Source organism: Jeotgalibacillus soli (assembly GCF_000829435.1).
In the GTDB taxonomy this organism is placed as follows: Bacteria; Bacillota; Bacilli; order Bacillales; family Jeotgalibacillaceae; genus Jeotgalibacillus; species Jeotgalibacillus soli.
On the sequence record NZ_JXRP01000006.1, the window covers coordinates 287,875 to 312,168 of the forward strand.

Annotated in this window: 28 protein-coding genes; 19 read left to right on the forward strand and 9 right to left on the reverse strand. The window is 40.2% G+C overall.

Translation table 11 applies throughout. From position 1 onward, the window contains the following. Positions 1-2 precede the first annotated feature (2 nt). From KP78_RS02220 to KP78_RS02230, 3 genes are all read left to right on the forward strand, one after another. Positions 3-1,262 (forward strand): ABC transporter substrate-binding protein, encoded by a 1,260-nt coding sequence (locus KP78_RS02220; protein WP_422723688.1) that lies wholly within the window; start codon positions 3-5, stop codon positions 1,260-1,262. Between the two features lie 79 nt (positions 1,263-1,341). Then, a complete protein-coding gene (locus tag KP78_RS02225; protein ID WP_041085885.1) occupies positions 1,342-2,241 on the forward strand; it encodes a carbohydrate ABC transporter permease in 900 nt (299 codons plus the stop codon). A gap of 15 nt (positions 2,242-2,256) precedes the next feature. Further along, positions 2,257-3,084, forward strand: coding sequence for a carbohydrate ABC transporter permease (locus tag KP78_RS02230; protein ID WP_041085887.1), 828 nt, complete (start codon positions 2,257-2,259; stop codon positions 3,082-3,084). 206 nt (positions 3,085-3,290) lie between these two features. Here KP78_RS02230 and KP78_RS02235 read toward each other — a convergent pair whose 3' ends face one another. After that, entirely contained in the window at positions 3,291-4,703 is a 1,413-nt protein-coding gene (locus KP78_RS02235; protein WP_041085888.1) for an MBL fold metallo-hydrolase, read from the reverse strand. Positions 4,704-4,889: 186 nt separating this feature from the next. On the opposite strand from KP78_RS02235, the gene KP78_RS02240 reads away from it, so the two are divergent. The 6 genes from KP78_RS02240 (at position 4,890) to KP78_RS02265 (ending at position 9,617) form a co-directional block, all read left to right on the forward strand. Beyond that, positions 4,890-5,696, forward strand: a complete 807-nt coding sequence (locus KP78_RS02240) for an amino acid ABC transporter substrate-binding protein (protein ID WP_041085890.1) — start codon at positions 4,890-4,892, stop codon at positions 5,694-5,696. Next, positions 5,683-6,384: an amino acid ABC transporter permease gene (locus tag KP78_RS02245; RefSeq protein WP_084219632.1), complete on the forward strand. Its 702-nt coding sequence runs from the start codon at positions 5,683-5,685 to the stop codon at positions 6,382-6,384. Before KP78_RS02240 ends, KP78_RS02245 begins: the two co-directional genes overlap by 14 nt. 14 nt (positions 6,385-6,398) lie before the next feature. After that, positions 6,399-7,148, forward strand: coding sequence for an amino acid ABC transporter ATP-binding protein (locus tag KP78_RS02250; protein WP_041085894.1), 750 nt, complete (start codon positions 6,399-6,401; stop codon positions 7,146-7,148). Positions 7,149-7,351: 203 nt separating this feature from the next. After that, positions 7,352-8,143, forward strand: coding sequence for an HAD family hydrolase (locus tag KP78_RS02255; protein WP_041085896.1), 792 nt, complete (start codon positions 7,352-7,354; stop codon positions 8,141-8,143). Between the two features lie 169 nt (positions 8,144-8,312). Then, positions 8,313-8,765 carry a DUF4064 domain-containing protein gene (locus KP78_RS02260; protein WP_041085898.1) on the forward strand — a complete coding sequence of 151 codons (453 nt, stop codon included), beginning with the start codon at positions 8,313-8,315 and terminating at the stop codon, positions 8,763-8,765. A 429-nt stretch (positions 8,766-9,194) separates the two neighbouring features. Next, positions 9,195-9,617 (forward strand): pyridoxamine 5'-phosphate oxidase family protein, encoded by a 423-nt coding sequence (locus KP78_RS02265; RefSeq protein ID WP_041085900.1) that lies wholly within the window; start codon positions 9,195-9,197, stop codon positions 9,615-9,617. 11 nt (positions 9,618-9,628) lie between these two features. Here KP78_RS02265 and KP78_RS19875 read toward each other — a convergent pair whose 3' ends face one another. Beyond that, positions 9,629-9,793 (reverse strand): hypothetical protein, encoded by a 165-nt coding sequence (locus KP78_RS19875; protein WP_157841426.1) that lies wholly within the window; start codon positions 9,791-9,793, stop codon positions 9,629-9,631. 103 nt (positions 9,794-9,896) lie between these two features. On the opposite strand from KP78_RS19875, the gene KP78_RS02270 reads away from it, so the two are divergent. After that, the gene (locus KP78_RS02270) at positions 9,897-10,352 is read left to right on the forward strand and encodes a GNAT family N-acetyltransferase (RefSeq protein ID WP_041085902.1); all 456 of its coding nucleotides are present in this window, start codon (positions 9,897-9,899) and stop codon (positions 10,350-10,352) included. Between the two features lie 17 nt (positions 10,353-10,369). Beyond that, positions 10,370-10,522: a hypothetical protein gene (locus KP78_RS19880; protein ID WP_157841427.1), complete on the forward strand. Its 153-nt coding sequence runs from the start codon at positions 10,370-10,372 to the stop codon at positions 10,520-10,522. Positions 10,523-10,622: 100 nt separating this feature from the next. On the opposite strand, the gene KP78_RS02275 is transcribed toward KP78_RS19880, so the two are convergent. The 3 genes from KP78_RS02275 to KP78_RS20455 all read right to left on the reverse strand — a co-directional run bounded on the left by KP78_RS02275 (position 10,623) and on the right by KP78_RS20455 (position 12,003). Next, positions 10,623-10,808: a DUF2187 family protein gene (locus KP78_RS02275; RefSeq protein WP_041085903.1), complete on the reverse strand. Its 186-nt coding sequence runs from the start codon at positions 10,806-10,808 to the stop codon at positions 10,623-10,625. Between the two features lie 72 nt (positions 10,809-10,880). Next, positions 10,881-11,627: an amidohydrolase family protein gene (locus tag KP78_RS02280; protein ID WP_084219636.1), complete on the reverse strand. Its 747-nt coding sequence runs from the start codon at positions 11,625-11,627 to the stop codon at positions 10,881-10,883. 115 nt (positions 11,628-11,742) lie between these two features. Continuing rightward, a complete protein-coding gene (locus KP78_RS20455) occupies positions 11,743-12,003 on the reverse strand; it encodes a hypothetical protein (RefSeq protein WP_084219638.1) in 261 nt (86 codons plus the stop codon). A gap of 333 nt (positions 12,004-12,336) precedes the next feature. On the opposite strand from KP78_RS20455, the gene KP78_RS02285 reads away from it, so the two are divergent. Further along, positions 12,337-13,083: a hypothetical protein gene (locus KP78_RS02285; RefSeq protein ID WP_041085905.1), complete on the forward strand. Its 747-nt coding sequence runs from the start codon at positions 12,337-12,339 to the stop codon at positions 13,081-13,083. Between the two features lie 287 nt (positions 13,084-13,370). Continuing rightward, entirely contained in the window at positions 13,371-13,832 is a 462-nt protein-coding gene (locus KP78_RS02290; RefSeq protein WP_041085907.1) for a GNAT family N-acetyltransferase, read from the forward strand. Positions 13,833-13,969: 137 nt separating this feature from the next. Here the strand turns inward: KP78_RS02290 and KP78_RS02295 are convergent, their stop codons facing one another. From KP78_RS02295 to pulA, 4 genes are all read right to left on the reverse strand, one after another. Beyond that, positions 13,970-14,197, reverse strand: a complete 228-nt coding sequence (locus tag KP78_RS02295) for a DUF2164 domain-containing protein (RefSeq protein WP_041085909.1) — start codon at positions 14,195-14,197, stop codon at positions 13,970-13,972. Positions 14,198-14,323: 126 nt separating this feature from the next. After that, positions 14,324-14,509, reverse strand: coding sequence for a hypothetical protein (locus KP78_RS02300; RefSeq protein ID WP_041085910.1), 186 nt, complete (start codon positions 14,507-14,509; stop codon positions 14,324-14,326). Between the two features lie 162 nt (positions 14,510-14,671). Further along, positions 14,672-14,854, reverse strand: a complete 183-nt coding sequence (locus tag KP78_RS02305; protein ID WP_041085912.1) for a YqaE/Pmp3 family membrane protein — start codon at positions 14,852-14,854, stop codon at positions 14,672-14,674. A gap of 90 nt (positions 14,855-14,944) precedes the next feature. Beyond that, positions 14,945-17,494, reverse strand: a complete 2,550-nt coding sequence (pulA, locus tag KP78_RS02310) for a type I pullulanase (RefSeq protein ID WP_041085914.1) — start codon at positions 17,492-17,494, stop codon at positions 14,945-14,947. 789 nt (positions 17,495-18,283) lie between these two features. Between pulA and KP78_RS02315 the strand changes: the two genes are divergently transcribed. The 6 genes from KP78_RS02315 (at position 18,284) to kduI (ending at position 24,165) form a co-directional block, all read left to right on the forward strand. After that, positions 18,284-18,907 (forward strand): FMN-dependent NADH-azoreductase, encoded by a 624-nt coding sequence (locus tag KP78_RS02315; protein WP_052474482.1) that lies wholly within the window; start codon positions 18,284-18,286, stop codon positions 18,905-18,907. A 167-nt stretch (positions 18,908-19,074) separates the two neighbouring features. Next, positions 19,075-19,617, forward strand: a complete 543-nt coding sequence (locus tag KP78_RS02320) for an NfeD family membrane protein (protein ID WP_041085915.1) — start codon at positions 19,075-19,077, stop codon at positions 19,615-19,617. A gap of 28 nt (positions 19,618-19,645) precedes the next feature. Continuing rightward, complete coding sequence (locus tag KP78_RS02325; protein ID WP_041085917.1) at positions 19,646-21,199, forward strand: flotillin family protein; 1,554 nt, start codon at positions 19,646-19,648, stop codon at positions 21,197-21,199. Between the two features lie 366 nt (positions 21,200-21,565). Continuing rightward, positions 21,566-22,333 (forward strand): DeoR/GlpR family DNA-binding transcription regulator, encoded by a 768-nt coding sequence (locus KP78_RS02330; protein ID WP_041085919.1) that lies wholly within the window; start codon positions 21,566-21,568, stop codon positions 22,331-22,333. Between the two features lie 215 nt (positions 22,334-22,548). Continuing rightward, complete coding sequence (kduD, locus tag KP78_RS02335; protein WP_041085920.1) at positions 22,549-23,316, forward strand: 2-dehydro-3-deoxy-D-gluconate 5-dehydrogenase KduD; 768 nt, start codon at positions 22,549-22,551, stop codon at positions 23,314-23,316. 18 nt (positions 23,317-23,334) lie between these two features. Further along, complete coding sequence (kduI, locus tag KP78_RS02340; protein WP_041085922.1) at positions 23,335-24,165, forward strand: 5-dehydro-4-deoxy-D-glucuronate isomerase; 831 nt, start codon at positions 23,335-23,337, stop codon at positions 24,163-24,165. The last annotated feature ends 129 nt before the right edge of the window (positions 24,166-24,294 follow it).

Genomic DNA, 24,294 nt, shown 5'->3' on the forward strand with positions numbered 1-24,294 from the left:
TGATGAAACGTAAATTATTTGCATCGCTAAGTATGTCTGTACTGCTTGCAGGTGGAATCCTTGCGGGGTGTGGAGGATCTGACTCTGACAACGGAGCAAGCTCTGAAGCATCTGGTGAGAAAACGACGATTACACTAGCTGGCTGGGGAGGAAATCCTACAGAGCAAGATTTATTAAACGAGACATTAGCCGATTTTGAAGAAAAGAATCCAGATATCGATGTAAAGCTTGAAGTCATTGCTGATCAATATATGGATGTGATTAAAACAAGATTAATCGGTGGAGAGGGCCCGGACGTATTTTATCTTGATGCCTTTGAAGCGCCAGCATTAATTGAAACGGGTGTACTAGAACCGCTGGATCAATATGTAACGGATGAATTTGATATAGAGGATTTTGAAAAACCAATGCTTGAAGCATTCCAGCAGGATGGAACGACGTTTGGTTTTCCTAAGGATTACTCAACATTAGCATTATTCTACAATACAAAACTATTTGCAGAAGCTGGCGTTGAAGTGCCAACAACGTGGGACGAATTTAGAGAGGTTTCTAAGGCGCTGACAAAGGATGGCGTTTATGGATTTGGCGCTGCACCTGAATTAGCTCGTCTCTACTATATTGCAGAATCAATGGGTGGAAAAGTGGTTGACGATAACATGGCAAGCTTCGGCAGCGAAGAAGTTGTACAAGCGCTTCAGCCATTTATTGATCAGCACAACATTGATAAAACTTCGGCACAGCCTTCAGAAGTAGGGGCTTCTTGGGGTGGAGACATGTTTGGTCAGCAGCGTGCTGCAATGGTCATTGAAGGAAACTGGAATATTCCTTACCTGGAAGAAACATTTCCAGAGCTTGAGTATGCTACAGCTGAAGTACCAACCATCAACGGTGAAAAAGGCACAATGGCATTTACAGTATCTTATGTAATGAACGCTGCTTCTGAAAAGAAAGAAGCATCTTGGAGATTGATTGAATACCTAACTGGTAAAGAAGGAATGGAAACATGGACGAGCAAAGGCTTTGCTTTGCCGACACGTAAATCTGTAGCTGAATCACTAGGCTACGCAGATGATGAGCTTCGCGGTCCGATCGTGGCAGGAGCAGAGTATGCAACCGTTTGGTCCAATGGTACAAACCTGCCAACAATCATGAATAACTTTAACAACCAGTTTGTAAGTGCATTCCTAGGTGATCGTCCTTTGGATGAAGCGTTGAAAGAAGCGGAAGAACAAGCAAATAGTGAGATCAGTGCTAATCAATAATAGTGGATTAGATCATTCATGGCGGGGGCTGACTTTTGAGTTAGGTCAGCTTCCTTCATGACAATGGGAGTGACATAGAATGAACCGAAAATATAGTGCGAAAGCGTTAAAAGAAGCAGGTCAAGGATATTTTTTTATGTCCCCAACCCTTTTTGTTTTACTTCTCTTTATTCTTGGACCCATTTTGTATGCGATTTTTTTATCGTTTCACGATGTACGGCTTCTTGGAGAAACTGCTTATAATTTTGTAGGTTTTTCCAACTATGAACGAGTTTTTGAGGATCAAAGAGCCAGTATCGCTATTTGGAATACATTTAAATACGTCATTATCGTTGTACCATGTCAAACTGCTTTGGCGATCTTCTTAGCGGCTACATTAAATGCAGGATTAAAAGGTGAAAAATTTTTTAGAATCATTTATTTTCTTCCAACACTTACATCTTCAGCCGTATTAACGCTGATCTTTATGTGGATGTACAATCGTGAAGGGTTAGTGAACTTTGGATTAGAGACGCTAGGACTTCCAACTTATAATTTTATGGGTGATCCAAACATTGCCTTAGCGGCAATTATGATTATGAACATTTGGGCTACAGCACCATTTTTTATGGTTATCTATTTAGCAGCCCTGCAAGATATACCTGATTCATTGTACGAAGCAGCAGAGCTTGACGGTGCTGGACCGATTCGAAAGTTCTTTTCGATCACGCTTCCTCATATCAAACCGATTACTTCTTTTGTTGTTATTATGGGCATCATCGGGACATTCCAGTTGTTTGATCAATCGTATATCTTCTCTGGGGGATCAGGTGGTCCGGATAACTCAACACTGACCGTTGTTTTATTAATTTATCAATATGCATTTAAAACAATGGATACGATGGGATACGCTGCAGCACTTGCCTTTATTCTTGCCATTGTCATACTGGTCGGAACGCTGCTGCAACGGAAATTATCTAAGGAAGAAAATCTATATTAACGAGGCGGGATTAATGTGAAGAAAAAAACAAGCATCGGGAAGATTTTTCTATATATCATTTTAAGCACCTATGCATTGGTTACTTTAATTCCATTTTTGTGGGCGCTGTCTTCATCTTTTAAGCCGCTTTCAGAAATCGTAAGTGGGTCGATCAACTTTATTCCACAAAATTTTACGCTTGATAATTATCGTCAAATTTTTATCCAGCAAGAGCTGTTTCCAAGATGGATGTTTAATAGTATTTTTATTGCCACTGTTGGCACAGGGCTTAATGTTATTTTTAACTCAATGGCAGGGTATGCATTGGCGCGTTTGGCATTCCCAGGAAAAAAAGCACTGTTTATTATCATTTTAGCTGTGCTTATGATCCCTGCACAGGTAACAATGGTTCCAAACTACTTAATTTTGCGTGAGTTCGGCTGGTTAAATAGTTACCAAGGAATGATCGTTCCCTCCATGATCAATGCGACATTTATCTTTATGATGCGCCAATTTTTTATCAACTTTCCAAAGGAGCTGGAGGAAGCAGCTGCTATTGATGGCTTAAGCCGGATTGGAACATTTTTTAGAGTGGTGCTTCCATTAGCGAAGCCTGCGCTTGCTGCTCAAACGATTTTCGTCTTTATGGGCTTCTGGAATGACTTTATGCGTCCGTTAATCATTATGACAGACTCATCTATGTACACATTACCGCTTGGTCTTAATACGTTTAAAGGTCAGTTTGTCAGCTACTGGAATTATATTATGGCCGCTTCCATGGTCTTTACACTGCCGGTATTGCTGATCTATGCATTCTTTAACAAGTATTTTATTAAAGGCTTATCTTTAACAGGCGGAAAATAATTTGAATGTAAAACCCCACGTGATACCATTTATCATGTGGGGTTTGCTATTTTAACGACCTGAACCCTTATCCAGCGATACGCATCCATTCCATCACTATCAGAAAGATACCGGTTAAAAAGAGACCAATTCCTCCAACACAGATGGAAGACTTGGGTGAACAGGATGGACGATTTCTGCAGAACATGCGATTTTTCTTTCTCATATCAACTCGTAACGACTTCATTTGAACGATCTCTTACCCATGCGTTGAAACCGCCGGCAAGGTGTTTTACGTTCTTAAAGCCTAAGGATAGCATAACGCTTGCCGCAATGGCTGATCTGGCGCCGGATTGACAGTGAATCAACAAAGGCTTGTTCGGGTCAAGCGTTGATCCTTCCTTGCGCAGGTGACCGAGCATTTTATGATCAGTACCAGCAATGCGTCCGCCTTGCCATTCTGAATCATTTCTTACATCGATGATTTGCACGTCTGTATTTTCCTTTAATTCGGCAAACTCTTCGGTTGTGAGCGTTTCATAGCTTACAACAGCAGCCTCTTGTATGATGGCAGGGTCCGCAAGCTTCACGACACGATCCAGATGAATCGAGCGAAGAGCAATTAGCGCTTCTTCTGCTTGTTCAGGCTTTACAATAAGCGTTATATCTTCATCGTAATTGATTAGCCATCCTGCCCAATTCGGCAATATTTTGCCAAATGGAATGTTTATGGAGCCGGGAATTAATCCGTTTTCTGTTTCATGTGAAGGGCGTGTATCGAGTATGATATTTCCTTTTCTTTCACTCCATACTTCAAGTGCAACAGCATCTGTTTCCCATACAATCGGTTCGTCCTTGATAAGATCAGGACCCATGTTGTTTACTTTTTTCATTTGGGCAAAATAGGAAGGTGCTTCAGGCTGATCCTTTAAAAGCTCGGTAACAAATCCTTCTTCGTTTTCAATGCTCATTGCCCAGTTAAACCTTTTTTCGTAGCCGACGGTGGACTGTGGAACCGCTCCTAGTGATTTACCGCATGCACTGCCTGCACCATGACCGGGCCAGACCGTGAGATAATCAGGTAATTCTTTAAAGCGTTTAAGAGAATGGAACATTTGGTGAGCGCCAGCTTTTGCACTGCCAATTGCTCCAGCGGATTTCTCAAGTAAATCGGGACGGCCGATATCCCCAACAAAGACAAAATCACCTGTGAAGATTCCCATGGGATCTGTAGCGCCGCCGCCTAGATCTGTAACAATATAGGAGATGCTTTCCGGTGTGTGGCCAGGAGTATGCATCACATCAAAGCGTATATTTCCGATGTTGAATAGAGAACCGTCTTTTACCAATACAGCTTTAAGACCATCTGTATATTGATATTTCCAATTCTCATCTCCCTCATCAGAAAGATAGAGCGTTGAGCCGTATTCAACAGCCAACTGTCTGGCACCTGATGCAAAGTCAGCATGGATGTGAGTTTCCGCCGCAGCTGTAATCATCAGTCCTTCTTTTCGAGCTTCTTGTACGATTGTCTTTACGTTTCGGGGGGGATCAATAATGATCGCTTCCCCAGTACGTTGACATCCGACTAAATATGCATATTGAGCGAGCTTTTCATCAAAAAATGTGCGTAATAACATAATAATGCCTCCGTCTTTTTCTTGGATTTATACCCCTATAGGTATATCTGTATAATTATTTAATCATCCTCATTCATATTTTGCAAATGACATGCACAAAATAAAGCAATTATATTTACATTTAAAATGATTAGTCGTACAATCACTATGGTGGTAATTAATCCTATAAGAATAGGTGGTATTAAGATGAAAAAAATGATGAGTTTAGTAACGGTAGGTCTTGTTGCACTTCTTGCAGCATGCGGAAATTCTGATGATACAGCTACAAATACAACAGAAAACAGCACAGGGAATCTTTTAGAGGAGGTTCAAACGGCTGGGAAAATTGTTGTAGGAACAGAGGGCACCTATGCACCGTTTACGTTCCATGATGAGACTGGTACATTGACTGGCTATGATGTTGAAGTGATGAACGAAGTAGCAAAACGTATGGGTGTTGAAGTTGAATACTTGGAAACACAATGGGATGCAATGTTTGAAGGGTTGAATTCCTCCCGCTTTGATGTCATTGCGAATCAGGTTGGTGTAAATGATGAAAGAAAAGAGACGTATGACTTCTCGGAACCATATACAGTTTCAGGGGCAGTTGTGGTTGTACCGGAAGAAAATACAGAAATCTCTTCCTTTGAAGATATAAGTGGATTGAAATCAGCGCAGTCCTTAACAAGTAACTTTGCGGAATTAGCAAAAGAATACGATGCAGAGCTTGTTGGCGTGGAAGGTTTAGCGCAAGCAATTGAACTGATTAAAGCAGGGCGTTCTGATGTTACTGTTAATGATAAGCTTGCCATTCTTGACTTTATGAACCAACAGCCAGATGCAGGAATTAAAATTGCTGCAGAAGCAAGTGATATATCTGAAAGTGCTTTTATGTTCAGACAAGGAAATGAAGAGCTTGTAGAAGAATTTAATAAGCATCTTGCTGATATGAAAGAAGACGGTACATTAACTGAGATTTCAGAGAAATGGTTTGGCGAAGATGTTTCTCAATAATATGATTATAGCAACAGCAGGTGGAGTGAGCGACTGGGACAATATCCTGTCATCGCTTTGGCCGATGATTCAAGGCGGAATCCAATATACGATTCCGCTTACGTTATTTTCTTTTGTCTTTGGGCTTATACTTGCATTATTGACGGCTTTAGCTCGTTTGTCATCCAGCCGTATTTTGATCGGCAGTGCTAGAGTTTATGTATCAGCGATTCGTGGAACCCCTTTACTTGTTCAACTGTTTATTATTTTCTTTGGTCTTCCTAATATTGGAATTGTTCTTGATCCATTTCCAAGCGCGATTATTGCTTTCTCCTTAAATGTTGGAGCCTATTCATCTGAAATTATTCGTGCTTCCATTTTGTCCATTCCGAAGGGGCAATGGGAAGCAGGCTATGCGATCGGAATGACGTCAAGACAAGCATTAACAAGAATTATTTTGCCGCAGGCGAGCAGAGTATCCATTCCCCCATTATCCAATACGTTTATTAGTCTGGTTAAGGATACATCGCTTGCATCGCTCATTCTTGTAACCGAGCTGTTTAGAAAGGCTCAGGAAATCGCAGCACGGACGTACAATTTTCTGGAGCTTTACGTAACTGCAGCCATTCTTTATTGGATTATTTGTTTCATTCTATCGATTATTCAAGATCGCATCGAAAAAAGACTGGATCGCTATATTGCAAAGTAAGGAGGGGGATGCAAATGTTATTATCAGTTAAAGGGCTGCACAAATCATTTGGTGACCTGGAAGTGTTAAAGGGAATTGATGTGGAGATCGAAAAGGGAAGCGTGCTTGCTATTATCGGGCCCTCAGGATCAGGCAAAACGACTCTTCTTCGCTGTCTGAATGCACTCGAGATGCCCAATAGCGGGACATTTGAATTCCATGACGGTTTCTCTCTTGATTTTGATAAGAAGCTTTCGAAAAAGGAACTCTTAACCCTGCGCCGCAAATCTGGAATGGTCTTTCAGTCATACAATCTTTTTCCTCATAAAACGGCTTTAGAAAACGTGATGGAAGGCCCTGTAATTGTTCAAAAAAAGAACAAGGACCAGGTGCGTCAATCCGCTTTGAATTTATTTGAAAAAGTAGGGCTGGCAGATAAAGTTGATCTCTATCCACACCAGCTTTCAGGAGGACAGCAGCAGCGAGTCGGAATTGCGCGTGCTCTTGCGATTGAGCCTGAACTGATGCTGTTTGACGAACCGACCTCTGCACTTGATCCAGAGCTTGTTGGGGAAGTACTGCAGGTTATTCGAGATCTTGCAAAAGAAGGGTGGACGATCGCTATCGTTACGCATGAACTAAAGTTTGCAGAACAGGTTGCGGACCAGGTGCTGTTTTTTGATGGCGGACATATTATTGAGCAGGGACCGCCTTTGGAGATTTTAAAGAATCCAAAAGAACAGCGAACGAAGCAATTCTTAAATCGCATTTTGAATCCGTCTTAATCAAAAGACTACGTTAAAGATCATTGTTAATTATGGCACTATGTTGATTGGAGCGGAAGGCGAACGCCTGCAGTCGAAATCAACAGGCAAGGTTAACAGAGTCAATCAAAAAAGCTGACATATAATGGTCAGCTTTTTTTTCGTGCAATTTTGTCTTTATTTTGTGACAATAGAAAAATAGATTGTAAAAAGGAGAGGGTTTTATGCCAAAGGCTATTTTTTTTGACTTAGATGATACATTGCTGTGGGATAAAAAGAGTATTGCATTAGCGTTTCACTATACATGCAAAGAAGCAGAGAAGGAATTTGGGGTTGCAGCTGAGGATTTAGAAGCAGCTGTACGGAGAATTGCGCCAATTCTTTATGCTGAGCTGTCCACTTACTCTTTTACACAGTCAATCGGCATTAATCCGTTTGAAGGTCTATGGGGAGAATTTGGTGATCCCATTCACCATCAATTCAGGGAGATGGGTAAGCTGATTCCAGCCTATAGAAAAAAAGCATGGACAGAGGGGCTAAAAGCTCTTGGAATAGAGAATCCTGAAGCAGGTGAAAAGCTAAGCGAGCGCTTTAGAGAGCATCGGAGAGAGCAGCCGGTTTTGTATGAAGAAACATATGAGGTTCTCGAAGCATTGAAGAAGAAATCCATTCGACTGCTGTTATTAACCAACGGTGCTCCCTCGCTTCAGCTAGAAAAACTGGCGATCACCAAAGAACTTGTACCTTACTTTGAACATATTGTGATTTCCGGCAACGTGGGTGTTGGTAAGCCTTCCACTCCTGTATTCGGACATGCGCTGCGGTTAATGGAATTGAGTCCTGAAGACGTATGGATGGTTGGAGACAATAAGAAGACGGATATTATGGGCGCCAATCGCATTGGGATGAAGAGTATTTGGATTCAGCATGACGGCTCTGTAGGAACTGGAAGCCCTGATGAAGGTAAAGAGGATGTAAAAGTGAAAAGGCTGAGAGAGGTCTTAGAACTTCTATAGAGCAGCATGTATAGGAGAAATTCTGAACCGTTATGCTGTCTAATTGGTTTGATAAAGGCTTTAAACAATAAATAATTATTGTTTTTGTGAATTTATTGAAACAAAAAAGTGTTTCTTACGTATATTAGGGGAATTGATAAATAGATTATTCATAAAAGGAGGCCTCTTCATGAAAAGGACAGGAGAAATTGTTTTAGGTATTATCGGTATTGTTATTAATGTAATTATGATAGGTGGAGCAATTCTTTTAAATGTATTATTTCAAGATGAAGCTGTATTAAGTGAAGTGGAACGAGAGCTAAACAATGATCCAGATCTTGCTGCAGCTGGAATGGATGCAGCATTTATTATGGATGTAATGAGTTCACTTGGTTGGGGATTTGCTGCCATCGTAGCTGTAAGTACAATCTTAAGCATTATTTCCGTTGTTGTGCTCCGCGGCAACCGTAAACCGAAGCTTGCCGGTGGTCTATTCATCGGAAGTGCATTACTCGTTGGACTTGGTACACTGCTTTTCGGCTGGCTGCCAGCTCTATTATTCCTGATCGCTGGTATTATGTGTTTTGCAAGAAAGCCAAAGCAGGCTGATCCATTTGAAGATGAAGGTTTGCGCCCTTTATAATGAAAAATCAAAATCCGTAAAGAAGACTCAGTGAAGAGCTTCTTTACGGATTTTTTGTTGAGCTCTTAATGATACAATTTCGGGCATGTTTTGCACAACACAATGTACCATTAAAAGTGTGTCATTGTAGCAACAGGCCTGTCAAGCTCTTAGGGATTCATATCTATATATTGATCTGCATAACTGGTAAAGGGATTACGTCTATACCGAAGAAAAAATATATGTAAACCAATCCGAATTATCTATAAAAAGAAAAACCTGAAGCCGTATAATCCGAATTCCTTCATTGCTTGACATGTACGAAAAGTTTGGAGAAATGATCTTAAAATATAAGAGGAATTTCTGATTTTGAGAATGCGGACATCATTGTTTTAGAGGGATAAAAAGGGGTAAACAAGGGAATAAAGACAACAAAGGGAGTTGAAAAAAATGAGTCAAAATGAACTAAAGAAACAGATAGTAGAGGTGTTGGAAAGAAATAAAATTGGTACGCTGGCAACGGTGAAGAATGGTAAACCTCATTCGCGTTATATGACGTTTTATAACGAGGATTTGATCCTTTATTCACCTACAAGCAGTGAGACGCACAAAGCAGAGGAGATCGATGAGAATCCTTTTGTTCATATATTGCTTGGCTACGGCGGTGAAGGGTATGGAGACTCTTACGTGGAGATTGAAGGCACAGCTGTTGTTCGACAATCAGATGAGTTAAAGGAGCAGGTATGGAAGGATCGTTTTTCTACATGGTTTGATGGTCCGCATGATCCCGTTTATGTTGTGCTGGAAATTGAACCAACAGCTATACGATTAATGAATAGTGAAGAAGATCCACAAGTACTCCAATTGGACTAATCACAGGCGCTTTATCGATGTTTTCTTTCGATAGAGCGTTCTTCTTTTTCATCAGGTGGTAATGCAGACCTTTTACTATTCTTCAGCAAAAGAGCGACGCAAAACGTGATAAAAAGGACCACTGCTATTCCAGCCCAAACAAAAAGATCAAAAAGAATGTTCAGAAAATCCTCCATCATACATTCCCCTCTCTCAAATAATATTTAACCAATAGATGAAAAATATAGTTGAACTCATTATAATGAAACTATTGATTGTTGAACAGGACGGTGTATTTACATGGAGTGGAAGCTAAAGCAGTTTGAGGATTTAACAACCTATGAGCTATATCAAATTTTAAAAGAACGAAACGCTATTTTTGTTGTGGAGCAGCAATGTGCCTATCAGGAAATCGATGGATATGATCTGAAAAGCAGTCATCTCATTCTTGAAGATGAAGGAATGCTCGTTGCTTATGCACGGCTACTGCCTGCAGGAGTGAAATATGACATACCGTCAGTTGGGCGGGTTATTGTTAATCCGGCGTATCGAGGAAAAGGGATTGCACGAGACCTGATATCAAATGCAGTTGATATAATGGTAAAAGAGTGGCAGGTAACGGAGATTAAACTCCAGGCTCAGACCTATTTACGTTCATTCTATCGATCCTTTGGCTTTGAAGAAACCTCGGAGGAATATTTAGATGATGGCATTCCACATGTGGATATGCTGATGAAGGTAATGTCAGAATCTTAACAAGGAAGTGATTTTTAATGAATGGAAAAAGACTTGTTGTTTGGATGATTATCTTAATTATCATAATGGGAATTATCATTTTCACGGTAATAAGCAACTTTGAACCGAAAAAAATGAATCAATCTTCAACCGATCTTTTACAGCTAGAGGTGTTTGAAAAAAGCACATAGGCTGCATAAAACCAAAGCTTTGATACTAGCACAACCCCTTTAGAATATGTGCTAGTATCATTGGTTCTAAGAAGGGTAACCAAATAGCATGGCAAGCAAGCTATGCTAAAATTTCATAGTTATCATGAGAGACAACGGTGAAATTAGTCCCGTAATCTAGCAACAATGCATCTTCTTCCGTTATGCTTACGATCACAGAGCGTTCTAATATTTTCGTAACCTCTCCCGTGATTTCAAGCCCGTGACGAGTGAATCGTATAAATTGCCCTACATTGGCTGCTGTCATCATAACACCCCATCTTTTCTAGAAAAAATTCGTCTATTGATTTTATATGACGTATTTCATCTGATTTCCCCTTTATAATTTGACTCCTTCAATATAAAACTGTTCTGGAGAGTGACGCAAATCAAATGGTGTTCCATTCCAAATGATGAAGTCAGCATCCTTCCCCGGTTCAATAGAGCCAACCTGATCGTCAATTCCAAGATGCTTTGCTGCATTTAGTGTGATTGCTTTGAACGCTTCTTGCTCTAGTAAGCCGTATTTCGCAGCTAGAATCACACTCGTCATTAAATGTTCAATACCTACAACCGGATGGTCCGTTGTAATCGAAATTGGCGCCCGCTTTATAAAGTGCAACGATTGTATGCCATCCTTTATCAGCAAATTTGACCTTTGAGCGGTATGACATAGAAACATGGACATCCGAGTGCTTAGAACTAAATTCTGCAGCATGCTGTCCTTCAGTACAGTGCTCGATCGAACAATGAATGTTAAATTCTTTTTTATTCTTAGGACAGTAACAATATCATCTGCACGGTGCGCCTTTACACGAAGAGGGATGTCTCTTCTTAACACCTTTCCGATATTCTCCATCACTAAATTCCGATCGACTTGACCTTGTTCTCTTTTTGCTAAATACGCTTGAACTGAGATAAGCTGTTGTCTGGGAATCGCTGCTGTACCCATCCGAGTTGTTGGTATCTTGCCTTTTTCGCCATAGACTCGTTTTGGTTTTTCACCTGTAGCCGCTTTAAGGTCAGAAGTCTCTTTTACTACCCTTTCATCCATGATAGAAGAGCGTGTCGTTTTTACGTTGACCATTTCACCGCCTGCAACATTCGCACTTCATGATAGAATTTGAACCGTGGTGATTCCTGCACGGCCAGCATCCTCAAAGCCTTTTACACTTGAGGTTAATCCCGTCAATGATACGAGCCTATACTGTCATAGGATCACTTGTTTCATTAATGTCATGTCCAGGAGCGCCAACTCCTCCTGCATGAACGCCAAGATGTGTATGGGCGTTCAAGAGTCCAGGCGTCACAAATTTTCCAGTCACATCAATAACAGTGGCATTACTTGGAATCTTCAGATCTTTACTAATTTCATTAAATATACCATTTTCTATTAAAATCGTCACTTTTTCAAATGATTTACCAGTCCCATCAAAGCCACTGACATTTGTTAAAGCAATCATATGTATTCTCCTTTTTCATAAAACTTCCTATTGAGCATTTTACTATTTTATAATAATAGTATAAATAGGGTGAAATTTCAGCATATTATACCATCTTCATTAATGAGAAGGAATCAAAGGGTTAAAAGATTCTTTATCCGTTAATACTTCTCTTTAAACTTCTAATAGTATTATGTTTGGTAAAATGTCTGATAGATCATTTTATTCTCCAAACAGATCTGTCAGACATTTTGTTATTTCGGAATGAAGAAATGTTAACAATGTATGGATGAGTAGCTGTATGGTACCATAAATATAGCAGTAGTCTATGGGTGAAAGGAGGAGAACAGTGAAATGAGACGAAGTTCTTGGTTAGGAATTGGGTTTTTTCTGATTGGAATTGGAGTTCTAATATTTGCTTATGCCCCTGGAATTGGTCCTAATCCAAAAAATGAGCTTTATGAATACTCATCTAGCGGTCTCCGACTTAACGTGGTTACAAACGGTGAACGTTTTACGGAAGGAGACAACATCGAAGTTGAGGTCACTCTCGTAAATGAGTTAGGTGCACCCATTACGTATGATGTGTTTTGTGAGAGAGCGATAGAGCTTAAAGTTAAAGCGGTGGATATTGATGAAGAATTACGATCTAAACCTAAACAACGATCGTGTAAGGATCACAAGGAAAAGTCAATTATGAACGTCAACGAGCAAATTACAATCGATTCAACGTTCAAATTAGAAATCCCGTTTAATGAAGAAGATACTATCCTTGCGCCATCCGGAAATTATGAAATACAAATATTATTTTATCCTACAGCTCAAAATGAGTTTATTTACCGCATACCAATTGAGATCGTTCAGGAAAATCCAGAGCTGGTCAATATAAACGACGCCCGCGCGCAAGCAATGGACACCAATAAAGCAAGTGGCTGGTTTTTGAATTATCGTGATGGGGAAAAATACGTAATCTCTGAGGAAATTCCTTATATAGAGGATGGTCATTGGATATTTACCTGGAAAGCGATGAATGCCGATCAATCGGTTGATTTGCCGGATAAAGAGCTTGTTGTAGCAGTTGATGCCTTGAAGGAAGAATAAGTGAACATACCTTCTGTAATAGAGAAAATTTCGCATCACAATGATCGATTCTGATATTTCGATCAGGCTTAATCCCATTTTATGCGTCTACGATCCTCTGACATAGGACAGAATTATTATTTCTTGATCTTGATGTTAAAAATCCTTTGATAGTACGCATTTATTATTAAATTCTGTTGATATGGGGAATATATATTGGCCTAAATCAATCTGCGAAATTCATCATCTGCTAAAATAAATAAAGAGTACGGAAAGTGTTTTTATTTAAACGGACAGGGGATGATGGAATGATCCAGTCATTATTACTAACACAAAATGATGTGCTGCAAACGATATGGAGGCTTCATCAGAGAGCCTATCGAGTAGAAGCCAATTTAATAGGCTTTCCAGAGTTACCACCTTTAATTGAAACAATAGAAAAGCTGGCTCGTTCAAAGGAGTTGTTTTTGGGTTATGTAATCGAGGGAGAAATCTTAGGTGCAGCAGCATACGAATGGCATGACAACAATGTCACGATTGCTAGGCTCATCGTAGATCCTGATCATTTTCGCGAAGGCATTGGCTGTGCCTTGTTAAAAGCCGTGATTGTTAACACACAATCAGCGGATCAATGGTTTGTATCAACAGCCAAGAAAAATGCTCCGGCAATAAAGCTGTATGAGAGTTATGGATTCAAAGTTGAAAGCGAGAGAATAGTGAGAGAAGGATTAACTCTTGTAGAATTCAAGAAAGATAAAGAAATAGTGTAAAGCCCATTAGATGCAGTTTCAATGAGAAAAATGGATTATTAGAACAATTTCAGTTCCTGTTTCTAGAAACAGGAACTGGCAGTGATTGAAGGTAAAAGAGCTATTTTATAGCAAGAAGTTCATACTTGGACGTTTAATTATTTGTGTAATTCAAAAACATCCTCTAGTTTTTCTTTTAAAAATTCGTGAGCATCCGCCACACCCTTATTGTAAATGGCTGGACCGATTTTATGTAAGATAAAATCAAGTAATAACGAAGCTGCCAAGTCTCCCAAAACCTCATCACGTTCATACTGAAAATATGTTTGGATAGCTTTCGTCATTTCTTTTTTTTCAGCAGCTGTAAAAGAAAATTTATCTTTCATTGTTAGACCTCCACTTTATTTATCTCAGTCATTTTATCATCATTAGTGGAGAAAAAAAGAATTAGTAAGATAAAAATCTCCTATAAGCTGCTGTAACATGAACTAAATCCACAATGGAAGACTACGCTACGAGGTGCGGTTTTGTTTCTCATCTTTCGGCGGCTGGATTGTTAAGAGAAATAGGGCCAGTGCAGCTCCGAAGCCGGTCATTGCTTTAAACGACCATTCACCATAATAAAACCAGAATAACAGACCCATTAAACCGAATAAAATCATTGCAATGATCGAAGTCCTTCGCAGCAGTTGGTCCACCTCTCATCCCCCTTTAATTCCTTTTTTATTACCATAATACGCAATAGATGTTAGAAAGTTTCAATTATTTATGGTTTTCCTTGTATATTATGACTATTAATAAAGAAATGATACGCGATAACTAACGATTAATCATAGATTTGTTTTAAGGTTCAATAATGATCAGCTGCGCAGCATTTTTTTAATCTCTTTTTTTTGTTTTTGATCACGAATAATAATGATGGCGTGAATGAGGCCAGGAATGTAGCCGAGAAATGTTAATACGATATTGAGTAAAAAGTGACCGAATTTACCTGTGAAAAGCACGGCGAGCGGCGGGAAAATGATTGCAAGAATGTATAACATCAGGTCATCTGCCTTTCTTGTTCGTTTTCTATCTTTTCCCTTGATAGAAGGGAGCTAAACTACAAAAAAACGCCAGCTAAGCCAGCGTTTTCATTTTCGCATCAAAACATACGTTCCATACCGCGGGACTTCAATCGAGTCACGTTTTATAATGCTAAGGGATTCAATCCCCGCGCGTGTACCATTCACCAGAACATGCCAAGGACCATCCGATTCAAGTGGAATGGTAACAGATACATCTCGTGCATTGTGGACAACCATAAGTTCTGCTGCCGGATCGTGATGACCATGCGCATCCAATCGATATGCAATGACGCGGTCAATGGTCTGGTAAAAATGCATAAATTTCTGTACTTGTTCTAACGTCCGCATCCGGAAGGATTGAAATGATTTCCGAAGCTGAATTAATCCTTTAATATAATCCACCTCTTGAGCAAATTCAGCTCGGCGATCCCAGTCCAGCTGGTTAATTCGATCCGGAGAACGGTAGCTATTGTGTTCACCGTTTTTCGTTCGCATAAATTCCTGTCCGGCGTGAAGAAAGCTAATTCCCTGTGACAATAACACAACAGATGTGGCAAGCTTATGCATGGCCTTAAGATCTTCCTGTGATGCTTGAGGATTGGTCAAACAAAGCTTATCCCAAAGTGTATGATTGTCGTGAGCTTCAACATAATTGACGACTTGGTTTGGTGCAGTATAGCTAGGGCGCTCGTATGGAAATTTCATACCGGCGGTAATTCCCTGTTTAATAATATAATCGAGACCGCTTTTTCCATTAACAAAGCCATTATCCCGATCGGAGAAATTATTTCCTTTTAAATGATCACGAATGGAATCGTTAAAATGACCAATGCGCTGCATTTTATGAGCATTGTATTGATTGGCTTTTTTCTCCCCTGGCAAAGCGGTATGCAAATCCCATCCTTCTCCCAATATAATAATGGCTGGATCAATTGAATCGAGCGCTTTTCTAATTTCATTCATCGTATCAACATCATGAATTCCCATTAAATCAAAACGGAAACCATCGAGGTGGTATTCTGTTGCCCAATAAACGAGAGAATCAACGATAAATTTTCGCATCATTGAGCGTTCTGATGCGGTATCATTGCCAACGCCTGTTCCGTTTGAAAGCCATCCTTCTTCTGTATATCTGAAGTAATAACCGGGAACCAATTGTTGAAAGCTGGAACGAGCGGCATCGTATACATGATTATAAACAACATCCATAATCACACGAAGCCCCTGGTCATGCATGGTTTGAATCATCTGTTTTAATTCCATGATACGAACACAAGGCTTGTAAGGATCAGTGGAGTATGAACCATCAGGTGCATTATAATGCTTTGGATCATACCCCCAGTTATATTGAGGAGTGGCTAATCTTGTTTCATCGACTGTCCAAAAATCATATATAGGAAGAAGTTGGACATGGGTAACACCAAGTTCTTTAATGTAACGTAATCCCGTGGAGATTCCGTCTGATGTTTCAGTATTCGTTTCCGTTAGACCAAGAAACTTTCCTTTATGCTGGATGCCGCTGTTTGGATGAATGGATGCATCCCTTACATGCAGCTCATAGATAATGGCATCCTCGATATTTGCAAGCGGCGGTTTTGCTGATGTCCATTGTACTGGATTTGTTTGTGCCAAGTTAACCACTACGCCTTTTTCTCCGTTTACGGTTACAGCACGTGCATAAGGATCTACGGCTTCATGCCAGTATTTACCGATTTTGACCTTGAACATATAGGCAGTTTCATGCAGATTTCCATTCAGCTGAATGCTCCATGTTCCTTTGGGACCTTTCTCCATTACGTTGAGTATCGGTTCCTTATCTGGTGATGGAGGGTAGATAACGACCGCTGCTTCTGAAGCGGAAGGAGCCCATAAACGGAAAAGAGTACCTCCTTCTGAATAGATGGCCCCGAGTGTTCCGCTATAAGAAAACTCATCATCAAATTCTTTTGTTCGAACGATCTCTCCATAAGTGACATCACAGTAGCCGAAGTGTGAGATTGCAACTCGGTATTGATCACTCAGGGTCAGTTTTTCTTTTGTTATGATGGTTAGCTGGTGTGCGAGATCTGAATCATAGTGGTCCTTAGAGATTCGGATATCTTGAATGGTTGCACCTTCTAAATTAACGGCAATATTATCATGATCCCAATCAAAGGCAAGATTGGTTTTGACCTGAATTTCCTGCCAAGAATTTTGTTCAGCACTAATAATACCCGGCGAGACATCCACTTCGTTTGCACTATGATAAATGCGCTCCATTCCCTGCATCAGCCATGCTTCTGCATAACCGTTTTGGTCAAATGATGTTATAAATCGATCATCAAAACGCTTGCTGGCCCAGTCGTTCTCCACCGTGCTTTTTCTTATAATAAAACCAACACGATTAATCCCTGTCGGCTCCTCCATTGTAAAGGTGGCAGAACGTCCGTACGCAGGTGATTCCACGAATTCAACCATTCTTCCGCTTTGACCATCAAGCCAAACCCATAGATTCCATCCTTCGTAGTCCCCGTCGTAACGATGGTAATGTAGTGTAATGGTTACTTTATTAAAGCTTCCTGAGTTGTGATTACCATGAGAGAAATCACCAGGCTGCCTACCCTGTATTGTTACCATTTTTTAATCAACACCTTTTCTGCCGAGTTTTCATTTATTCGATAATAAAGTGTTTTATACAGTATATTTTATGCGCTGTAGAATGTAGCTAGAAATAAAGCTGTTTATAAGACGTATGTGACTTTATTTCATCGTTATAACCAAAGTTTTGTAAATTTAATCTTTTTGCTCACTACTGAATCCCTCTTTGGAGGAAGAATGAAAAATCAGCCAAGTGTTTGATAGTTCAGATTATATAACTAACACCTGTTCATAATGTGCAAATATATGAATTCATTTCCATAAAGGTTGGTACAATTATAACGTAAAACAGTCAAAAATCGACGATTATCCCGTTAATTCTATCAATACAAGTATTTTCATCCCCATGTTAATCTATTATTATCAAAGGATTTCAAATTTGGTGATAAATAATATGTGGATCTGAGAGGGAAATTAAGCAAGCTAAGGCTTTATAAACTATAGGTGACGCTGTACTTAAGCTGAAGTGTTTTTCTCTTTAACCACAGGGCAAGCATCCGTTGAATGTACAACTTCGTGCAGAAATTCATGAGAAAAGCTGTATGATATGCCTCTGGTTTTGGTTTTGCACGAGTACAATAATTGATATATGTTCATCCTCCCCCCCTGAACATATAGACAGAGCTGGCTAAGGTGTGTCTAACACTGAAAAGCCAGCTTCTTTTTATGGTAATAAAACACTTAGAAGTCAGAATACTTTAAAAATTAAGCGAAAAGTATATGATAGAAGAAGGATTCTTATAATAGCCAAATAGGGAGTTGATGATTGTGAAAGTTTTATACATTAATGCCAATCCGAGAAATAAAAAATCGGTAAGTGAAGAAATTGCGGATGTCTTTATTGAACAGTTTAAAGAACAGGGGAAATCCGTGGAAGTGGAATATGCCCATCTATATGAAATGGAGCTGCAGGACATTGATGAAGAGGTTTTAGCAGCATGGGGAAAGAAAAGATCAGGAGAACCGCTTACAGAAGGAGAAGAAAATAAAACGAAAGTAATGGATAAGGTTCTCGAGCAATTTTTAGCAGCAGATCTTTATGTCTTCATTACTCCGTTTTGGAATCTTTTATTTCCGCCGCGTTTAAAAACCTATATTGATTCATTATGTATCCCAGGGAAATCCTTTCGATACACAGCAAATGGACAGGAGGGGCTTATTTCAGGAAAGAGAGTGGTTCACATCCAGGTTGTAGGCGGCGTTTATAAAGGTACTGGACTGAATTTCTCTGAGGATTACCTTCGTGAAATCATGCGATTTGTTGGGATTAAAGAGTATGATTCTGTTATATGTGAGGGAATGAGTCAATTTCCTGAGTTAGCAGGGAAAATCCTTGAGGATTCGAAAAAAGAAGCATCAGAGCTTGCTCATAAGCTGGCTAGAATAGAATAATCAGCAGCTAAACTCAGCATGGACCTTTTTCATTCGCAACAATGCGAAGAATGAGCTCACCGTGCTGATTTTTTTGTTTAAAAAGCATGAATATTTTGAAACATTCGGCAGGCTCATTCGTATTCATAAATACAGGATGTTACAGGAAAGGAAGGAGGTTACTTGTAATGGAGCTATTTGGCTATACGCTTGAGAGTATGTATTTAATCCTGTTGCTCATATCGGGGACCGTTACACTGTTATATCTCTTTTTTGGTGATGCGGTTGAAGGGATAGGAGAGGCGATTAGTTTTTTCAATCCTACTACAATCTTAGGTTTTATTGCGTTATTTTCAGCAAGCGGTTATTTATTTGAATCACTTACATCACTTTCTTCATTTGTTTCATTGCCACTAAGCATAGCAATTGCATCTGTGCTTAGCTTTCTTCTTCATTTCTTTATATTAGTCCCGTTAAAATCAGCGGAGGAGTCATTGGCTTATACGGAAGAATCATTAGGAGGGAGAATCGGGAAGGTGATCATCCCGATTCCGGCTGATGGATTTGGAGAAGTTTTTATTGAAAGCTACAGCGGTATGATTTCAAAACCCGCCTCTAGCTATGACAATGTTCCAATCGCAGAAGGAAAGCAAGTGCTTATCATTGATGTGGCGGGCGGCGTCTTGCATGTAAAAGAGTATGAAACATCGCCTATTTTCTACGGTGAGTAAACGATCATTTTATGAGGGAGGAAATCATATGTCAGGTACGTTTATGATTATAATTGGGATTGCTGTATTTATTTTATTAGCACTTATTAGTGTCTACGTTGCCAAATATCGCACGGCAGGTCCGGACGAAGCATTAATTGTGACAGGAAGCTATTTAGGTACAAAAAATGTTCACACAGATGAATCTGGAAACCGGATCAAGATCATTCGCGGCGGGGGTACATTTGTATTTCCTGTATTCCAGCAAGCCGAGCCGCTTAGCCTTTTATCAAGTAAATTAGACGTTACAACACCTGAGGTTTATACAGAACAGGGTGTTCCGGTAATGGCAGATGGAACAGCCATTATCAAGATTGGCGGGTCCATCGGTGAAATCGCAACAGCTGCCGAGCAATTCCTTGGAAAGAAAAAGGAAGACCGGGAGAATGAAGCAAAAGAAGTACTAGAAGGTCATCTCAGGTCCATCCTAGGCTCCATGACAGTAGAAGAGATTTATAAAAACCGTGATAAATTTTCACAGGAAGTGCAGCGTGTAGCTTCACAGGATTTAGCGAAAATGGGCTTGTTGATCGTGTCCTTTACAATCAAGGATGTAAGAGATAAAAACGGATATCTGGAATCATTGGGTAAACCGAGAATTGCTCAGGTGCGTCGAGATGCCGATATCGCAACAGCAGAGGCGGAAAAAGAAACACGGATCAAGCGGGCAGAGGCGGATAAAGACGCGAAAAGGGCAGAGCTTCAGCGTGCGACCGAGATCGCCGAATCTGAAAAAGATAATCAATTAAAGGTGGCTGAATACCGCAGAGAGCAGGATGCTGCGAAAGCACGAGCTGACCAATCCTATGACCTTGAAACGGCACGCTCTAAGCAGGAAGTAACAGGGCAAGAGATGCAGATCAAGATCATTGAGCGTGAGAAGCAAATTGAGCTTGAAGAAAAAGAGATTCTGCGTCGTGAGCGTCAGTATGACTCCGAGGTGAAGAAAAAAGCAGATGCTGACCGCTACTCTGTTGAGCAAGCAGCAGCTGCAAGCAAATCAAGGGAAATGGCAGAAGCGGACGCCAACAAATATCGTATCGAAGCGATGGCAAAAGCAGATGCAGAAAAAGTACGGCTTGATGGTCAGGCAAAAGCTGATTCAGAGCGTGCACAAGGGGAAACGGCCGCAGAAATTATTCGCCTTAAAGGGGTTGCAGAAGCGGAAGCAAAACGCAAGATTGCTGAAGCATTTGAAGAATATGGTCAAGCTGCCATTCTCGATATGGTACTGAAAATGCTGCCTGAATATGCGAAGCAAGTGGCTGCTCCTCTTGGCAATATTGAGAAAATTACTGTTGTGGACACGGGCAGCGACAGTCAAAACGGCGGTGCAAACAAAGTGTCTGGCTACGCAACAAATCTCATGTCTACGCTTCAGGAAACACTAAAAGCATCTTCAGGACTCGACGTAAGAGAAATGCTTGAAAACCTATCTGGTAAAAATAATATTCGTCCAAGCATTGATCGATTAACGAATGAAATTCAATATAAAAATGAAAAGGAAGAGAAAGAAACGGTTAGTTCGAACCAAACATCTTAATAAATAGGCTATGTTAAACGTGTCTGTAGATTGCAGCACGCAGGCGCTCGCGTTCCGCGGGGAGGGCGGTGAGCCTCGCAGGTCGCAGATGCACCTGCTTTTAGTCTCACCTGTCCCGCTTCAATCCGCAGGAATCTCGCACACCTGCTACAATCAACGCTGTGCAAGAATCAACAATGGACTTTAACAAAGCTAATAAATATAAAAGGCCCCTATGTTTCGTCTTTGACAAAGATGAGCATAGGGTTTTCTTATGCTTAAATAAGTTCATATTAGTTTGCTTATTTCTGTTTATGGCCCCTTTATCTTTTCAAAGGTACCTTACATAAGGTAACATGAAAATAAAAACAAACTAAAGGAGCTTGTATGCTATTCGTCCAACGGCATGAAAAAATTATTGAGCAATTAAATAAAGAAAAATCGATAAAGGTTTCTGACTTAAGCATGCGGTTTGATGTGACAGAGAAAACGATCCGCTCTGACTTGGAATTGCTTGAAAAGAGGGGGCTTCTTAAGCGGATTCATGGAGGGGCAATCCTTCCAGAGGAAAAAGAGTCCATTCTGCCAATCGAAAGCCGTCAAAAGGGACATTCAGAGGAAAAGCTCCTGATTGCTAAAAAAGCTCTTCAGCTTATTTCACCAGAAGATACAATTTTTCTAGATGGAGGCAGTACTACACTTGCATTGGCAGACTTGTTGGGTGCAACACCTGTAACCGTCATTACGAACGATTTAAAGATTGCTGTTAATCTTCTTCCGAAAGAAAATGTTCAATTAATGGTTCCAGGAGGGGTCAGCATTGGAACTTCAGGCTCGTTAATTGGACCAATTGCTACAGAAACATTGGAAAAAATCCGTGTTAATCGCTTATTTTTAGGAACGACAGGTATGGATGCAAAGTATGGTTTGACTGTTTTTAATAGCTTGCATTCCCAATGGAAAAAACAAATTATCGAGAGTGCACAAACCGTTACGCTAGTGGTGGACCATTCAAAAATCGGCAAGGTGGCATTAATTAAATTTGCTGACTTCTCCATGATTGATGAACTGATCACAGATAAAAGGCTTGATAAAGAGATGAAAGCCATCATCAAACAAAATAAAATAAAGGTGATCGGAGATGAGTTTGAGTGATGAGATAGGCTCCTTAAAACGGTTGGCAGGATCTATTTTTACTAATCGGAATTTTTATCCTTCACAGCAATTTAGAGAAATAAATAATGACAATTTCGTATTGTCATTATTTATTTTCATGCTATAATCGAACATAATAGAACTTTAGCGAACATAAATAGTTAATAATCTAGGTGTGTTTTAATGTTCTAATCACTGAGAATGGAGGTAAAATGATGGGTAATGAGCTTCATGATTTATTCTCTTTACAAGGTAAAACTGCAGTGATTACCGGAGCCAGCCGTGGTTTAGGGGCAGGTATTGCTAAAGGGCTGGCAAAAGCCGGAGCGGATATCATCGGCGTTGGCATCAGTGATATGTCATCAACTCAGGAGGAAGTCGAACGTTACGGGCAGACATTTACAAGCATTCAAATGGATATCTCTGAAAATGGACGGCCTGCACAATTAAAGAGCGAAGTCCTTCAACAGGTAGATCGAGTAGACATAGTAGTGAATAATGCAGGAATAATCCGACGTTCTGCTGCTGAAGAATATTCAGATGAAGACTGGAGTGCGGTCATTCAGCTGAACCAAAATATCGTATTTCAAATGTGCCGCGAGTTTGGCAAGCACATGATCGATATGGGAGGCGGAAAAATCATCAATATCGCTTCCATGCTGTCCTTCCAGGGTGGATTGCGAGTGCCGGCTTATACTGCGAGTAAGCATGCAGTTGCTGGTGTAACAAAATCCTTTGCAAATGAATGGGCCAGCCGCAATGTATGTGTGAACGCAATAGCACCTGGTTATATGGAAACGGATAATACCGTACCTATTCGAGAGGATGAACAACGAAATTCATTTATCACGTCACGTATACCAGCTGGCCGGTGGGGAAAGCCTGAGGATCTTCAGGGAGCGGCTATCTTTTTAGCTTCACCTGCATCTAATTATGTAAGCGGTCACATTTTGTGTGTAGACGGCGGTTGGATGAGTACCTAATTTAAAGGAGGAAATGAAATGGAAATACGTCATGCAACAAACCCACTCGATTTCAAAAGCTATGATACTTCACGTTTACGCAATGATTTTTTAATCGATAGCCTATTTACCAGAAATGAAACGAATTATGTCTATTCCCACTACGATCGATTAATTGTTGGCGGTGCCTTTCCTGTTGGAGAAGAATTGGCTTTAAATGACGAAGGGGCACTGAAAACAAAGTTCTTTCTTGAACGGAGAGAACTCGGCATTATTAATATCGCTGGCGAAGGGATTGTCACCGTTAACGGAGAAGAGCACACTCTTCAAACCCGTGACTGCCTCTATGTTGGACTGGGAAATGAAGAAGTAACCTTTAAAAGCATTGATCATGAAAATCCGGCAAAATTTTATCTTGTTTCATCACCTGCCCACCAGTCCTATCCGGTTCAGAAGCTTGCGATTCAAGAATCAGAGTCAACACATCTTGGGACAGTGGAACAGTCAAATGTCAGAACGATTTATAAATATATTCATGGAAACGGGATTAAAAGCTGTCAGCTGATGCTCGGGATAACGCTGCTTGAACCAGGAAGCATGTGGAATACCATGCCGGCACATGTGCATGATCGCCGAATGGAAGCTTATTTGTATTTTGATCTATCAGAGGATCAGCGCGTCATGCACTTTATGGGTGAACCAGGAGAAACAAGGCATCTTATTGTAAAAAATGAACAAGCCATTATTTCACCGCCTTGGTCCATTCATTCTGGGGTTGGTACCGGAGCATATTCATTTATTTGGGCGATGGCCGGAGAAAACTATACATTTGACGACATGGATTTTGTTGATATGGAGGATTTAAAATAAAGAAACAATCATATATCTTTAAATAAAATAGAAATGATTTCTTGTAAAGAAAAATGTTCACGTTAACATTTTTCTTTACCGTAAATTCTTCCTTTACAGCTAGTATTAAAATTTCCAAATCAGAACGAG

Coding starts and splice junctions, on each gene's coding strand:
- KP78_RS02270 (WP_041085902.1), top strand. CDS start 9,897: ATGGAGTGGAAGCTAAAGCAGTTTGAGGATTTAACAACCTATGAGCTA.
- kduD (WP_041085920.1), top strand. CDS start 22,549: ATGGGTAATGAGCTTCATGATTTATTCTCTTTACAAGGTAAAACTGCA.
- KP78_RS02330 (WP_041085919.1), top strand. CDS start 21,566: ATGCTATTCGTCCAACGGCATGAAAAAATTATTGAGCAATTAAATAAA.
- KP78_RS02320 (WP_041085915.1), top strand. CDS start 19,075: ATGGAGCTATTTGGCTATACGCTTGAGAGTATGTATTTAATCCTGTTG.
- pulA (WP_041085914.1), bottom strand. CDS start 17,494: ATGGTAACAATACAGGGTAGGCAGCCTGGTGATTTCTCTCATGGTAAT.
- KP78_RS02220 (WP_422723688.1), top strand. CDS start 3: ATGAAACGTAAATTATTTGCATCGCTAAGTATGTCTGTACTGCTTGCA.
- KP78_RS19875 (WP_157841426.1), bottom strand. CDS start 9,793: ATGGAGGATTTTCTGAACATTCTTTTTGATCTTTTTGTTTGGGCTGGA.
- KP78_RS02275 (WP_041085903.1), bottom strand. CDS start 10,808: ATGACAGCAGCCAATGTAGGGCAATTTATACGATTCACTCGTCACGGG.
- KP78_RS19880 (WP_157841427.1), top strand. CDS start 10,370: ATGAATGGAAAAAGACTTGTTGTTTGGATGATTATCTTAATTATCATA.
- KP78_RS02235 (WP_041085888.1), bottom strand. CDS start 4,703: ATGTTATTACGCACATTTTTTGATGAAAAGCTCGCTCAATATGCATAT.
- KP78_RS02225 (WP_041085885.1), top strand. CDS start 1,342: ATGAACCGAAAATATAGTGCGAAAGCGTTAAAAGAAGCAGGTCAAGGA.
- KP78_RS02240 (WP_041085890.1), top strand. CDS start 4,890: ATGAAAAAAATGATGAGTTTAGTAACGGTAGGTCTTGTTGCACTTCTT.
- KP78_RS20455 (WP_084219638.1), bottom strand. CDS start 12,003: ATGATTGCTTTAACAAATGTCAGTGGCTTTGATGGGACTGGTAAATCA.
- KP78_RS02305 (WP_041085912.1), bottom strand. CDS start 14,854: ATGTTATACATTCTTGCAATCATTTTCCCGCCGCTCGCCGTGCTTTTC.
- KP78_RS02255 (WP_041085896.1), top strand. CDS start 7,352: ATGCCAAAGGCTATTTTTTTTGACTTAGATGATACATTGCTGTGGGAT.
- KP78_RS02325 (WP_041085917.1), top strand. CDS start 19,646: ATGTCAGGTACGTTTATGATTATAATTGGGATTGCTGTATTTATTTTA.
- kduI (WP_041085922.1), top strand. CDS start 23,335: ATGGAAATACGTCATGCAACAAACCCACTCGATTTCAAAAGCTATGAT.
- KP78_RS02260 (WP_041085898.1), top strand. CDS start 8,313: ATGAAAAGGACAGGAGAAATTGTTTTAGGTATTATCGGTATTGTTATT.
- KP78_RS02280 (WP_084219636.1), bottom strand. CDS start 11,627: ATGGTCAACGTAAAAACGACACGCTCTTCTATCATGGATGAAAGGGTA.
- KP78_RS02285 (WP_041085905.1), top strand. CDS start 12,337: ATGAGACGAAGTTCTTGGTTAGGAATTGGGTTTTTTCTGATTGGAATT.
- KP78_RS02250 (WP_041085894.1), top strand. CDS start 6,399: ATGTTATTATCAGTTAAAGGGCTGCACAAATCATTTGGTGACCTGGAA.
- KP78_RS02245 (WP_084219632.1), top strand. CDS start 5,683: ATGTTTCTCAATAATATGATTATAGCAACAGCAGGTGGAGTGAGCGAC.
- KP78_RS02295 (WP_041085909.1), bottom strand. CDS start 14,197: ATGAAAGATAAATTTTCTTTTACAGCTGCTGAAAAAAAAGAAATGACG.
- KP78_RS02265 (WP_041085900.1), top strand. CDS start 9,195: ATGAGTCAAAATGAACTAAAGAAACAGATAGTAGAGGTGTTGGAAAGA.
- KP78_RS02290 (WP_041085907.1), top strand. CDS start 13,371: ATGATCCAGTCATTATTACTAACACAAAATGATGTGCTGCAAACGATA.